The sequence below is a fragment of the Mesorhizobium sp. M0968 genome, assembly GCF_040319065.1.
GTDB lineage: Bacteria > Pseudomonadota > Alphaproteobacteria > Rhizobiales > Rhizobiaceae > Mesorhizobium.
This window is the reverse complement of sequence record NZ_JAMYNL010000003.1, coordinates 174862-188259: the sequence shown is the minus strand read 5'-3', so window position 1 is coordinate 188259 and position 13398 is coordinate 174862. Positions and strand designations below refer to the sequence as shown.

Sequence of the window (13398 nt, the reverse complement as noted above, 5' to 3'; positions counted from 1 at the left end):
AAAGCCCGAATGCGAGAGTTTCAGGAACTGAGTTCCGAGGAGCCCCGTTGCGATGCCGACTGTTACAGGAGGCCGCCATGGACCCGAGCATTCACCAGGCACGTTGGCTGCTTTTTCCGTTATTTGGCCTGTGCTTCGGGGTCGCGGCCATTGGATTTATTGTTGGCTGACGGTGGAAGTCGGCGCTACCGCGGAGAGACGCAACCAAAGGAAGGCAAAAGACTTGCGCAGTAAATAGTCCCTTCCTGCGCTAGCGAGGCCCACCAGTTACCATCGTGGGACTGGTGGGTCTTGACGTTCCGGACGCAAACCATTGTTTTAAGCATCACACGAATTTCGAACAGGAGGCAGTACGACAGAGCCGTATGATTAAGGGGAGTTCCGACATGCGACTGACAAGTTCATTGATGACGACCCGGAAACGAAGGACCGGATCTTCACGAGGACGTCGTGTCGGCATTTCTGTAGTCGTCTTGACCTTCATTCTCGTCGTAAGCCCCTATCGCGTCGTGTTCGATGGATCATCGCAGCCGCTCGGCCCGCAGGCTGCCTGGGCCAAAGATGGCGGGAACGGCAACGGCAATGGCGGGAACGGGAACGGGAACGGCAATTCGGGCAATTCGGGTGGAAACTCCGGCAATTCGAACTCGAACGCTGGTGCCGGCAAGGGCAAAGCAAAGTCGCAGGACGACAATCTCCCTGATCCCGCCCCTGCGGTAAACCCCGATAGCAAGCCAAAACTCTTTGTCAACGCATCCACAGGAGACCGGGTCGAGGTGAGCGGCCCGAGCATTGGCGTGGTGCATTCGAACGGACTCAGCGAACGCATCGACAGCGACCAATATGAAATGCGGGATGCCGAGGGCCGCATCATCATTCGGCGCCTGGCGACGCGTTCCGATCGGGACAGGTTGCTTGGAATGATCAACTGAGGGCCAGTTCACATGGCCGCGCAGTGCGGCAATTTCGGCTCAAGCATGATCGCGAACAGGCGGATGGCGGCGCTCAGTCGCGTCGCGCAAGGTCATGGCAGCTTCGGTCCTGTTGCTGACGTTGAGCTTGGCCAGGATTCGCGTCATGTGGTGCTTTATCGTCTTTTCATGGAGGTTCAGCCGAAGCCCGATCCGCTTGTTGCTCAGTCCCGCGGCAACCAGCGTCAGGATCTCCCTTTCGCGGCTGGTGAGGTCGGCAAGTCCGTCAGCTTTCGCCGGCTCTTTTGATTGAGCCGAGAGATCGGCCAACAGGCGCGCCGACAATTGTGGACAGACATATCGTTCGCCCGACGCTACCGTGCGCAGGATCGCAGCCAACGTCCTCGACCCGACCCCCTTCAGAACATAGCCCCTTGCCCCGCTCTGCAACGCGGTCATCACGTGCTGGTTTTCTTCCGAAACGGTCAGCATCACAATTTTCAGTGCCGGATGCCGCTCAAGGGCCGGTCCGATCACGCCAAGGCCACCTCCAGGAACCGAGATGTCCATCAGCAGAATGTCGGGCCGCTGGTCTTCGATTATCCGCAGGGCATCGTCTCTGCTGCTTCCTTCACCGACGATCTCGAACCCGCCGATCTGATCGAGCGTGCGCACAACGCCTTCCCTGAACAGCGGGTGGTCGTCGACGATGGCGAGCTTGATGGCTGCTGTCATGTCTGCCCCATTTCAACGATGTTGAGGGCCATTCTTACGACTGTGCCACTCTGTGAGGAAGTTACGGTAAACTGGCCCCCGAGGCTTTCCACCCGCTCGCGCAGCCCTACGAGTCCCAGCCTCTCGGGACGCACGATTTGCGGGTCAAAGCCGGCGCCGGCGTCGGCCACTTCGATACAAACGCGCTCGCCGTCGAAATGTTTCTCGACCGACTGACCTTCACCTCCGGCATGACGGAATCCATTGTTCAGCGCCTCCTGGACGAAGCGGAAGATGCAGATCTTGGCCGCCGGCGACAACGGCGCATGGCCGCCGGTCATCGATAATCTCACTTTGACGCCGGTTCGTTCTTCGTGCGCCCGTACGGCAAGCTGGAGAATTTCACCCAGTTCGGCATGCTCGATATGCGGCAGGACAAGGCCCTTGCTGATGCTCCTGATCTCGCGCATGGCATCGTCCAGATGTGCTTTGATGGCCAGCAATTCCTGTGCACGCTTCGATTGCGGCGTAGCGGGATCGGCAATGACGGGGCTGTCGATCCCCAGCGCCGCGAGAGCAACCAATTGCGCCGGGCCATCGTGCAAGTCCGCACCGATGCGCCTGAGATAGCGTTCGTTAAGTGCGGTGGCACGCTGCGAGGCACGCTGCACCCGCAGCCTCAACAGTCTGTTTTGCGCAAGCAGATCGGAAAGCTCGGCGATGCGCTGCTTCAACGAGCGGCTCTGCGAACTGATCATGCGGCTGCCACGGAACACGATTGCCGACAGCCCGAGAAAGAAGGCCGCTGTGACGGCGGCAACGTCCAGCCAGGTTCGAATGAGTGCCTGATGCAGGTTTCTTTCAAAATCAGTGGCGACCTCGTAGAATTCTGAAACGGCCACCACTTCCCCCGACCATGGCTGCAGCACCGGATTGTAGATCTCGAGGAGATGCAAGCCGCTGGCCCTTTCGGCCTCGCTGTCCGAATCGTCCAGCTTGTCGAACTCCGAGACCATTTGGCCTGCGAATGCCGCCCGGAGATTGTCGCTGGGTTCAAAGCGCTTGCCGATCAATGTCTTGTCGGTCGAATACAGGATGGTTCCGTCGCGACGCCAGAGCTTGAAGGATTCGAGCCTTGTGCCGAGTGCCCCTTGTCCCAGCGTTTCATCGAGCGCGTGGGCGACGCTCTCGTCGAGCACTTCGCTCTTGCGCATATCCGGAAGCAGCGGCGCGATAACGCTGTCCACGTAAAGAGCCGTCGCGGAAGCCGAATTCTGCGTGACCACGGTTTCTATATGGTTCGTGACGGAAATCCCCACCACCACCATGGCTGACAGGGAAAATAGACCGCCCGCGAGCAGGAACTGCGTTGCCAGCGACAGCGCATTCCAACGGTCAACAAGGCTTGTCAGCCTGTGTGGCTTGGTGTTCCGAATGGCCCGCTCGGCAGCACGCCGCACCAGTGGCGCGATTCTGGAGAGCCGGCTAATCCGTTGTCGAACGTCGCTGAAAGACGCCATCCTAGGTGTGTAACCGATCAATCGGGATGGAACTAGGGCCTGATGAGAGGGCGAACAGCGTATCCGGCGCTTTTTTGGGCAAACCGTCTCATTGCGTCGTTCGGTAAAGCTCGGACGCGGCCTGCTTCAGTGCCGCCCGTCCATCCGGCCTCAGATACATCATGTGCCCGCCCTCCAGCACCTCGGTGCGAATGGGCTTTGCGCCGGCAAGCGAAGGAATTTGACCAAGCAGGTAGCGCGAGCCCATGTACGGCGTCACCAGGTCGCTGTAGCCGTTGACGATCAGCACGCCGAGGCTGGGGTTTAGCACGCGCGCTTGTTGAAGGTCGTCCATGACACCCGCATAGCCCTGACGCGTCGCGCTCGTCCCATAGTCCCAATTGCCGCTGACTTCACGGTTGAGAAGCCGATAGCTGATATCCGTGCGGAAGTTCAATTCATCACGCACATAGCCGACGAAAGCGGAGGTGAGCGCCGGCACGCTTCGGTCGAGCACCGGATCGGGACCCTCGACTCCCAGGCTCTCTGGCGCCACGTCCGCAGTCGCGATGTTGCCGTCATAGGCGCTGAGAACATTGCCCTTTGCCCGTGCAAACTCCTTGGCGAACAGCCCTATGGGAATGCGTGCAAAGTGCCGCTGGACGAGATCGAGCGGCAGACCGGTGATTGCGGCGACACGCTGGCTCGCCAGGCGTCCACCCTGCTCCAGCCCACCGGCCAGCGCGGCCAGATAATCGCCGAGCGCATAGCGTTCGACTTCCGCCAGCCGCTCCTGCAGGGCCGGGCCGGAAACGCCTTCGCTGTGTAGGCGCACTGCCGCCAGCGACGGCAGTTCCAGCGCCCAGTGGAGCGGCTGGAACTCGTCCGGGCGCACCAGCGTGAATTCGAGCGCCGGCGAAATCAGCACGACACCACTCGGGCTGATGCCGATGTCTTCCTGAAGCTTCCTGGCGAGCAATGCTGCTCGAAAGCCGCCATAGCTTTCGCCAGCCAGAAAGACAGGCGATGCCGTACGGTTCGTCTGCGCCAGATAGAGTCGGATAAACGCGCCTATCGACGCGGCGTCCTGGCTGACGCCCCAGAAGCTGTGTGCTTCCGTGCCGGGCGCTTCACGGCTGTAACCGGTTCCGACAGGGTCCACAAAGACCAGGTCGGTCATGTCGAGCCAGGTGTCGGGGTTATCGAACAGCCTCTGCGGCGACGGCAGGAAACTTCCATCGGCCGCTGTCGCCAGAACCCGCGGACCGAGCGCGCCGAGATGGAGATAGGCGGAAGCTGCTCCCGGACCGCCATTGAACACGAAGGTGATCGGGCGACGCGGATCCGGTCCCGTTTCTTTCCCTGCGTGCAGAGCATAGGCGACATAGAAAATCTCGGCGGTGATATCGCCTTTGCCGGACGGCAATGACAGCGTGCCGGCGTTGGCCTCGTAATCGAGCGTGCGTCCGGCAATGACGATCGAATGATCGGAAGTCTGCGGCGGTGGCAGGAGCGAGAGAACCCCGCCTGTGGGCGGCGGCCGCTGGGCCGTCTCCGCATGACCGAACCCAGTTCCGGCAACCAACAGCAGAAGCGCGAGGGCGATTTCTTGCAGCTTGATAGGCATGACGTCTCCGGAGCAATTGGCTGGAAACTAGCACACCGTCGGCCGAACCAAAGTCACAGCACCGTGCGCCAGTACATCTGACAAGAAGGGGTCGAATTTGGAAATCCGATGCCCAGGCGGAAGATAGGGCGCGAGGGTCACGGCGGCAGCCTAACCTCTTCCAGCAGATGCGTGCGGCGGAATGGCGGACCAACGACTTCGTGAATTTTCTGCCGGTTGACTCGATTGGCCCACTTCCTAGGTTGGCATTCGGGGCTCCCGTGCAATCCGAAGTTGGTATGACATCTTTCCACACCCGAAAGCTTGCCCTTCTCCTTCTATCGGCAAGCGCCGCCATCCTGTCTTCCTGCGTCATGCCCGACGACACGTCGAGCACTGCGAAGGAAGACGCCACGGCGGCGGCAGCCCGCAGGGAGATGGTCGGCCTTAGCGAGGCGGACGTTCGAATGTGCGCCGGCTTTCCTACCGCCACTGCCGATGTCGGCAAATCCGGCCAGATCTGGACCTATCAGCGCGTCGTTCAACGCGGCAATCTCAACATTGTCGTTCCGACCGTGGCCATTGGCCCCGTCCCGGCGCTGGGGGGTTCCGTCAACGTCGCCCCCGGCGGCTATTGCAACACGCAAATTCGAATGGTTGACGGTCATGTTGCCGAGGTTGCCTACGCCGGCGACAACAACCTGCCGAACAACCGCGATGCGCTCTGTGTCAGCACGGTAGACGCCTGTGTCGCCTACGCCCGTCAGTATCATCCAGGCAGGACAATGGGCAGATAGCGTGATGAGTGGCATTGCCGCTGATCTGAACGCCTGAGATTTCTGGTTTGCCGGCTAGTATCCTCGATCCCGATCGAGCATCACCGATTTGACCTGACATTCCCCGCTCTCAACCGCCGACCCCATCGCGAATAGCGGAGAAATAGCGGTCGGTTCCGACCTGCCCACCCTTGAGGGCAATTTCCAGCCCATCGATCGCCTTAATGCTTGAATGCGCCACACAAAGTGGCGAGCCCGGCGATGCCGGCAGCGGCATTCGCACAGTCAGCGCGTCTACGCCCATCTGGCCAAGTGCATGGCTCGACGTGTCGCCGCCGGCGATGACCACGCGCAGTAGCTTCTCTTGAAGCGTCAGTTCGCGGAGAACCTCGCCAAGGCCGTGGCCGAGCTTATGGCGGGCGCCTTCCCGGAGATCGATTTCTGCACCGCGGTCGGCCGCAGGCCCGAGCGCGGTGTAGAGGATGACGCTGCGCCCGGCCCGTAGGCTGGAGCGGCCGGTTGCCACCGCGCGCGCAATCGCGTCGTTCGAAGCCTCAGAAACCAGTTCGACTGGGTCGAGCTCGATCCCGTCGAAGCCGTCGGCCAGAGCATAACGGATCTGTCGTTCCGTCGTCGGCGAGCAGCTCCCCGAGACCACGGCGATCCTGTCGGCAGCGCCCGGCGGCGAAAAGGCGGATTTGGTATCCACGATCCGGTTCGCTGCCCATTCGACCAGCAAGGCATATTCGATGCCTGAAGAGCCGACGACGAAATAACCGCCCGGCTTGCGAGCGCGCCAAATCTCCTTGCCGGCAAGTGCCTGGGTTTCCAGGCTATCGACATCGACAAGCACAATACCTGAGCCATTCTCCACAAGCCGGTCGAATGCTTTCGACCGCGACGCAGACTGCAGCGTCGCCAGGTCGACCAGGCCCGAGGCGAGGCTGGTCTGGCGCGACAGATGGATCAGCAGGTCGGATTCGTCCATCGGCGTGGTCGGATGGCGGCTCATCACGGGATGGCGGTCGATGCGGAAATATTTTTCGCGATAGGCCGCGAACAGATGACCGAAGGCGGTGTAGCGCTTCAGCTGCGGCGCGCCGACCACCAGCGGCACGCCCTCTTGCCGGAAAACCGAGCGGCCGATTTCGATCGCCCGGCCGATGCTGCCGATTGCCGGGCTGGAATCGAAGGTCGAGCAGACCTTGTAGTGGCAGATCTCGGCGTTGACGGTCTTCAGCCAGGCGAAGGCATCTCGCAGATGCGTGTCCATCCACTGCGGCGTCTCGCTGCGGCTGGTGCCGGCCAGCCCAAGGGCGCGGCAATGCGCAAATTGCGAAAGCAGCGCCTCGTCCGGCTGGCGCATGAACAGGACGGTCGGCACGCCGCCGAGCTCGAGCGCCTCCATAACGTCGGTCGAGCCGGTCAGGTCGTCGCCATAGTAACTCAGAAGCAGGTTTTGCATGGCGTCAGGCCGCCTCGCCGCCGCCGAACTTCTCGATCGACCGCGCCAGCTCGACATGGCTCAAGGCATAATCCGCCAACGAAATGTCCTGGACCGCCGCCTGCCAGGCCTGCTGCACGGCGCGCACGCCGGCGCCCGGCCCGTCCGGGTGGCTGACGATGCCACCGCCGCAGAGATAGAGAAGATCGACCGTCCGGCCGGTTCGCTGGAAGGTTTCAGGCGCCTGCCCGCCCCACTGGCCGGAGCCGGCGACCGGCAATGCGCAATCGGCCGGCGAAAAGATCGGCGTGGTCACCGCCTTGAAGGATTCGACGAAGGACCAGTCGGGTTCCCAGTATTTTGAGGCGATGCCGTTGATCTGGAACTGGTCGACGCCGAGCAGGCGCCAGAACTGCTGCCAGACCTTGAAATCCATGCCAAGGCCGGGATGACGGGTGAGAATGTCCCAGCCATTGCGGTGGGCATGGAGCACAAGGCTGGAGCGTTTTCGAAGGTAAGCCATGCCGCCGAAACCGATCGAATTGATATTGACCACCGCGCAATTGCCGCCGGCCTTTGCCACCAGATCGTGGTTTCGCATCATCTCGTCGGGATCGGCATGTGAAATGCCGAAGGCATACATGACCTTCTTACCGGTCTTCTGCTCGTGGTCGAGGATCAACGGCATGATTGCCCTCACCCGCTCCGACAGCGGCGAATAGGCCGGGCTCATCAGCTTCTCGTCGTCCTTGATGAAGTCGACGCCGGCCGCAATCAGCTCTTGCACCATTGCGGCCGTCTCGTACGGGCGGAGTCCCAGCGCCGGCTTGACGATGGTCCCGATGATCGGACGATCCACGACACCGGTCAGCCTGCGGCTGCCCGTGACGCCGAATTGCGGGCCCGGATGCGCGCCCCGGTACTCCTCGGGTAGCCTCATGTCGACGACACGAATGCCGGACAGGCCCTTGATCGAAAAGGTGCCGCCGATGACGATGGTCATCAGCGCCGACAGGTCGGTGCCGATGGCGTCCAGCGGAAAGGCGATGTCGACGTCGGCGCGCTTGACCGGGCCGTTGCGCGCTTCGGGACCGGTTTCGGGAAGAGACGGCCGATCCGCATCCGGCAGATGCCGTATCGCCAGGACTCGCGCTGCGACCCTGGCCTTGAGCTCTTCGGTCTCGCCGGCCAGCGCGACGAAGGTTCCGGTCGACTGGTCGCTTGCGATCTTGGCCGCCAGCGCCTCGATATTGCCCGGCGTTTCGATGCGATAGGTGAGAACAATCATATTCGCGCGGCCTGCCGGGTGGTTCGAAAAAGGTTCCTTGGCCCTTGAAATCTGGTATAATGAGTACATAAGTTTTGCAAGCCCCATCCGGCTTGGCGGTAAGGGCGAGCCGGCAGCAGGCGTTCCGGAATTCACGGCGGAAATGCTAGATAGGGGCCGGTCAAAGGAGTGATTCGCGACGATGAACCGTTCGGAGCCGATCGTCCGGCGCAAGCTTTCCGACGAAGTATTCTTGAGACTGAAGCGCCTGATCACCAGCGGCGAATTGCTGCCGGGTGACGACATGCCGTCGGAGCGCGAATTGATGGAGCGCTTCGAGGTCGGCAGGCCGGCGATCCGCGAGGCAATGCAGGCGTTGAGCAATATGGGCCTCGTCGCGATCTCGCATGGCGAGCGGGCGAAAGTGCTGCAGCTGACCGCCAAGTCGATCATCAAACAGGTCGACGGCGCCGCCAAGATCATCCTGTCGTCGTCGAAGGACACGCTGGAGCACCTCAAGAACGCGCGTATCTTCTTCGAGCGCGGCATGGTCAGGGAAGCCGCAGAGAAGGCAACCGCCGAGGACGTGCAGCGGTTGCGCGCAACGGTTGCCGAGCAGCGCAGCCATCGTGGCGACTCGGAAGCCTTTATATCCGCCGACATGAAATTCCACACCCAGATCGCGGCAATATCCGGCAACCCGATCTATGTCGCCGTCAGCGAGGCAATGCTTGGCTGGCTAAAGGAATACCACACCGAAATGCTGATCTGGACCGGCAAGGAAAAGTTCACGCTGACCGAGCACGAAGAGATCATCGGACGCATCGAGGCCGAGGATGCGGATGGCGCCGAGAAGGCGATGATCAAGCACCTCGAACGCTCGCGTGCGCTTTACGTGATGAACTCCGGCAGCTGAAAATCAAGAGCAAGGTCCCGACCGCAGCGGCCGGCACCTTGCTCTCGGCCTGAGCCCGGACCGACGCAGTTTTCTGTTGCGTCTGAATCCGATGTATGTGCCGCGTGTTTTCATTCAACGATTTCGGCATTTGCATCTTCCCAGCCATGGATTTCCGCGGCCCGCTTTCGTCAGCAAGCCCGCATAGGCCCTCCTGGAGGCGCCGCGCTTGTTCTGGGACTGGCAATTCTTGCAAAGACTATGCTAGGCTTGCCACCCGAGAACGACACTGGAGTACCGCAATGGCTGACAGGGGCCTCCACGTTGTGATCTGGCTGCCGTCGAATTTCTATTCGGCCGTCGTCTCGACGCTCGTGGAAATGTTTCAGCTTGTGAATGACGTCTGCCGTTCGCAGGTTCTCTCCTGTGAGTTCGTTTCAAGGAGCGCGCCGTCGGCATCGAGCACCGGAATTTCCTTCCCGACAAAGGCTCAACCATCCCGGAAAATGGATGTCCTGATTCTCATTGCCATGCCGGGTGTCGAGATTCCGGAGCTTCTGCGCTCGCTCGACGAGGAGAGTGAGCATTCAAAACCGCTGATCGCGCTCGCGCAGCAGCAGGACGCAATCATCGCAGCACATTGCGGCGCGTGTTATCTGCTCGCCACTTCGGGATTGTTGGACGGCAAGCGCGCAACGATATCCTGGTGGCTGAAGAACGAGGCAAGCCGCCGGTTTCCGCAAGTGCGATGGGACGCTTCCCGCCTGCTCATTCGCCAGGACCGCCTTTACACATGTGGAGGCGGGTTTTCCGGACTCGAACTCGCCAGGGCTTTGCTGATCGATCTGGGCTTCGAGAAGGAAGAGCGGATCATTCGAAAACTTCTGGTTCTTCCTCCGCCGCGCAAATTCCAGAGTCCCTACGAATTTCCTCTCGACAAAATTTCGAACGACGCCAGCCCATTCGAGAACAAGCTGCGCGAGCTCTCGAAAGACAAGATGTCAGAAATCGATTTGAAATTTCTTGCAACCGAATTGGCAATGTCTTCGCGAACCCTGTCTCGCAGGTTTTTCGACGAGCTCCAGACAACGCCGGGAAAATGGATCCAGGAAAGGCGGCTGGAGTTGGCAAGGTCCATGCTTGAGGAAACGAAACTGAGCGTCTCAGAAATCTGCTATCGGGTGGGATATCAGGACGTCGCTTCGTTCAGCCGTCTTTTTTCCAAGACAACTGGAATGGCACCAGGCGAGTTTCGAAAGCAAGTCCGGTGACAAGTCGGCAGCGGAAGTGCTGCGGCTACGGGCAACCGCTGCGGAACTGCGGCGATTCATGAACCCCGGCGTGACTTCAGCCAATCCGGACGATTGCGTAGGGCGTCATCACAAGACGGTCTCGGCCCGACGCGTCGCGCTGAATCTGGCGTGACGTTCGTCCATCCCAGATATTCAGAAAACCCTGATCGGAACCGAGCCCGGAAACATCGACTGGAAGGTCGTCCGGAGTAAGGTTCGCCAGCCAGACGATGATCTTGCCTGTCTGGGAGTGGCCGGCCAGTGCCAGCACCCGCGTCTCATCGGTCGTTGTCGCCGCCACATGCGCATGGCCGGCCAGATCGCAAAGTCCTTTCACCGCGTGGAAAATCGGCCGGAGTGTACCTTCTTTGACAGGTTCGCCCGACGAGGCCAGCACGCCGAGTGGTCCGGTGAAGCTGCAGAGCGTCAGCATTTCGAGCCCGGCCGGCGCGACGCGCGCCGCATAGCCGATCGTCCATGCGGCCCCGAACAGCCCGGCATGGCGAGGGTCGCGGTCGGCCATGGCAATGCGCTGACTGTCGGGATTAGCCTTGGTCGCGCCGCCATAAGGGTTCTGGCGCATGGCAATGGTCGACGGCCCGATCCGATAAGGTATTGTTCCGAAGATCGTTCGTACTGACGCCGCGATGAAAGGCAATGCCTCCAGCGATTGCATGACGCTGAGATCGTCGGCGGCGTGCACGATCGGGCAGGTGCAATGCGTGACGAAATCGAGCGGGTCGGCCGGCACACGCTTGCGATTGAGTTCGGTGAAATAGCTGAACATGCCGCCGCCGAGGCGGCTGTCGGGAAAGGAGCGCCGCGCCGCGGCATAGACGTCTTCGAGCGGTGGGCATTGCGGCCATGCGCTGCCCGGCGGCGTCGACTGCCGGTCGACCGAGGGCGAGACGGCAATGGCCGAAAGCTTGAGCCCGGCCTGGCGCACCATGTCGGCGATGCCTGAAAGCTCGACGTCTAGATCGCGGTCGCCGGCAATGACACATTCGAGCGTTGTCCGGACCGGATAGGCGGCGGCGAGCCGGGCGTAGGATCGCAAGGCGTCGAGCCCATGGCCACGCGTCGGGTCGTAGTGGAACATCAATTGCTGCGGACCAAGCTCGGACAGCATCGGCAGCTTGCCCAGCGCCGCCTCGACCTCATCCGGGTAGATGATCACGCCAACATCCGGCAGCGCCGGTCCGGCTTGGCCGAGCGTGACGCGAATTGGTTCCGCGATTGCCGCAGCGGCCGGCACTTTCCCGCGACCCTCTATCCGCAAACTAGTGGTCTGGCGGAAGGTCTTGCCGGCAGGCAGCACATAGGGCCATGGCAGCGCGAGCGGCCGGACATAGGTCTTGTAGGAGGCATCCGACCAGTTGCGCTGGTCCTCCATCTCGAAAATGTCGCCTTGCATCCGGCATTCGGCGGTGACGCCCGGCCGGACCTCATAGGTGATCGCCCGCAGATCCTTGAAAGGCTGCCAGGGATCGATCAGCTCCGGAAGCCGCGTCGCGACCACGCTGCCATCGGTATGCTCGACCGTGACCGGGCTGCCGGCCAGCCCGGCAATTGGATGCAGGATGCAGAAGCCGCAGCGATTGGTCTCGAAATCGTTGTCGGGAAGAGCGCTCACGTCGAAGATCAGCTGGCCATCGGCCGAGCCCTTGATGGTCGCACGGAAGTCGAGCCGGCTTCCCTCTGGTCCGAAACAACCTGCCGAATAGCTGACGAAGAAAGCGTCATCGCCCTGGTCGATGATTAAATCGGTGAGCGCCGGCTCGTAGGTGCCCCAGTCGCGATCCCTGACGATGAAGGCGACGGCGCGCAGAACCTCGGTGCCGCCATGCCGGATGGTGCGCAGATTGCCGTTGACGAAGTCCGCCGTCAGCGCGCCGGCGCGCAGCCTGACCGGTTCGGCTTCAACGGCACGTGTGCCGTAGAGGAGGAAGGCGTCGGCTGTCATTTCGGCAAGGCGTCGAGTTGCACCGGCTCCCGGGTTGCGGCGCCAGCGTACGCAGCCTCGACCAGCGCTAATGTCTTGAGGTTGTCCGCGCCCGAGGTCGCGGGCTCGGTTCCCTTGGTCAGGCAGTCGACCCAATGCTTTTGAATGGCGACGACGCTTTCCTGGATGTTGTGCCACGGCCGTGATGCCCAGGCCAGCAGCGGCGGCGAGACGTCGCTCACAGCTGTCCCGCTCCTGCCGGTGACGGTGAGGCGGTAGCCCTGCGCCAGCCGGATCGTGCCGTCGCTGCCGTCGATCTCGATCAGCGTCTCGGGGAACGGCTCTGTCGCGAGCCTGCTGGCGTAGCTGCAGTCGACCACGGAAGTGGCTCCGCCCGTGTGGTCCATCAGCATCGTCGCAACGTCCTCCCCGGCAATGCCGGGATTGATGCGCGCCGTTCGCGCAGTGACGGTCGAGACGTCGCCCAGCAGGAAGCGGGCTATGTCGAGGATGTGGATACCCAGATCCTCGATGATGAAGCGCTTTCCCGTCGCCAGATAAGGCTGGCCGGAAAACACGTCATAGGCAGAGCGGAACGAGATCCGTCCGAAAAAGGGGGTGCCGATTTCGCCGCTGTCGAGCACGGTACGCACCGCCTGGATCGGCGACTGCCAGCGAAAATTCTCATGCACCATCAGCGGCACGCCGGCGTCAGCACAGGCCTTTACCATCGCCTTGGCGTCGGCAAGCGTCGGCGCAAACGGTTTTTGGCAGATTGCCGGAACGCCGTGCTGCGCCGCCATCTCCACGAGCATTCTGTGGCTTGGTGCCGTGGTGGCGATGTCGACGAAATCCAGCCTTTCGCCGGCAAACAGCGCTGCCGCGTCGGTATAGCGCCGTGCGACCCCGAACTGGTCGCCAATGATCCGTAGCCGGTCCGGATCGCGGTCGCAGATGGCGGTGATCGAGGCGCCCTCTATGTCGCGCCAGGCATGCATCTGGTTGATGGCAAAGAAGCCGCAGCCGATCAGCGCTCCACGCAGTTCCGCCAT

At 61.7% G+C, this 13398-nt stretch carries 11 protein-coding genes; 4 read left to right on the top strand and 7 right to left on the bottom strand.

What is annotated here, in order from left to right; all coding sequences use genetic code 11:
- The first annotated feature begins 275 nt into the window (after window positions 1-275).
- The gene (locus tag NKH67_RS06365) at window positions 276-932 is read left to right on the top strand and encodes a hypothetical protein (RefSeq protein ID WP_352612823.1); all 657 of its coding nucleotides are present in this window, start codon (window positions 276-278) and stop codon (window positions 930-932) included.
- A gap of 39 nt (window positions 933-971) precedes the next feature.
- Here NKH67_RS06365 and NKH67_RS06360 read toward each other — a convergent pair whose 3' ends face one another.
- The 3 genes from NKH67_RS06360 to NKH67_RS06350 all read right to left on the bottom strand — a co-directional run bounded on the left by NKH67_RS06360 (window position 972) and on the right by NKH67_RS06350 (window position 4751).
- A complete protein-coding gene (locus NKH67_RS06360) occupies window positions 972-1646 on the bottom strand; it encodes a LuxR C-terminal-related transcriptional regulator (RefSeq protein ID WP_352469600.1) in 675 nt (224 codons plus the stop codon).
- Entirely contained in the window at window positions 1643-3085 is a 1443-nt protein-coding gene (locus NKH67_RS06355) for a sensor histidine kinase (RefSeq protein ID WP_352501917.1), read from the bottom strand. The genes NKH67_RS06360 and NKH67_RS06355 overlap by 4 nt, the downstream gene beginning before the upstream one ends.
- A gap of 148 nt (window positions 3086-3233) precedes the next feature.
- A complete protein-coding gene (locus NKH67_RS06350) occupies window positions 3234-4751 on the bottom strand; it encodes a S10 family peptidase (RefSeq protein WP_353030407.1) in 1518 nt (505 codons plus the stop codon).
- 278 nt (window positions 4752-5029) lie between these two features.
- On the opposite strand from NKH67_RS06350, the gene NKH67_RS06345 reads away from it, so the two are divergent.
- The gene (locus NKH67_RS06345; protein ID WP_352469597.1) at window positions 5030-5527 is read left to right on the top strand and encodes a hypothetical protein; all 498 of its coding nucleotides are present in this window, start codon (window positions 5030-5032) and stop codon (window positions 5525-5527) included.
- 109 nt (window positions 5528-5636) lie between these two features.
- On the opposite strand, the gene NKH67_RS06340 is transcribed toward NKH67_RS06345, so the two are convergent.
- Together NKH67_RS06340 and oiaX are read right to left on the bottom strand one after the other, a co-directional pair.
- Window positions 5637-6971 carry a four-carbon acid sugar kinase family protein gene (locus tag NKH67_RS06340; protein WP_352469596.1) on the bottom strand — a complete coding sequence of 445 codons (1335 nt, stop codon included), beginning with the start codon at window positions 6969-6971 and terminating at the stop codon, window positions 5637-5639.
- Between the two features lie 4 nt (window positions 6972-6975).
- Window positions 6976-8238: a 3-oxo-isoapionate-4-phosphate decarboxylase OiaX gene (oiaX, locus tag NKH67_RS06335; RefSeq protein ID WP_352469595.1), complete on the bottom strand. Its 1263-nt coding sequence runs from the start codon at window positions 8236-8238 to the stop codon at window positions 6976-6978.
- Between the two features lie 181 nt (window positions 8239-8419).
- Between oiaX and NKH67_RS06330 the strand changes: the two genes are divergently transcribed.
- Both NKH67_RS06330 and NKH67_RS06325 read left to right on the top strand, forming a co-directional pair.
- On the top strand, window positions 8420-9133 hold the full coding sequence (locus tag NKH67_RS06330) for a transcriptional regulator NanR (protein ID WP_352469594.1): 714 nt from the start codon (window positions 8420-8422) through the stop codon (window positions 9131-9133).
- Between the two features lie 281 nt (window positions 9134-9414).
- Entirely contained in the window at window positions 9415-10383 is a 969-nt protein-coding gene (locus NKH67_RS06325; protein ID WP_352469593.1) for a GlxA family transcriptional regulator, read from the top strand.
- Between the two features lie 76 nt (window positions 10384-10459).
- Here the strand turns inward: NKH67_RS06325 and apnL are convergent, their stop codons facing one another.
- Together apnL and NKH67_RS06315 are read right to left on the bottom strand one after the other, a co-directional pair.
- Window positions 10460-12367 carry a D-apionate lactonase gene (gene apnL, locus NKH67_RS06320; protein WP_352469592.1) on the bottom strand — a complete coding sequence of 636 codons (1908 nt, stop codon included), beginning with the start codon at window positions 12365-12367 and terminating at the stop codon, window positions 10460-10462.
- Window positions 12364-13398, bottom strand: coding sequence for a Gfo/Idh/MocA family protein (locus tag NKH67_RS06315; RefSeq protein ID WP_352469591.1), 1035 nt, complete (start codon window positions 13396-13398; stop codon window positions 12364-12366). The genes apnL and NKH67_RS06315 overlap by 4 nt, the downstream gene beginning before the upstream one ends.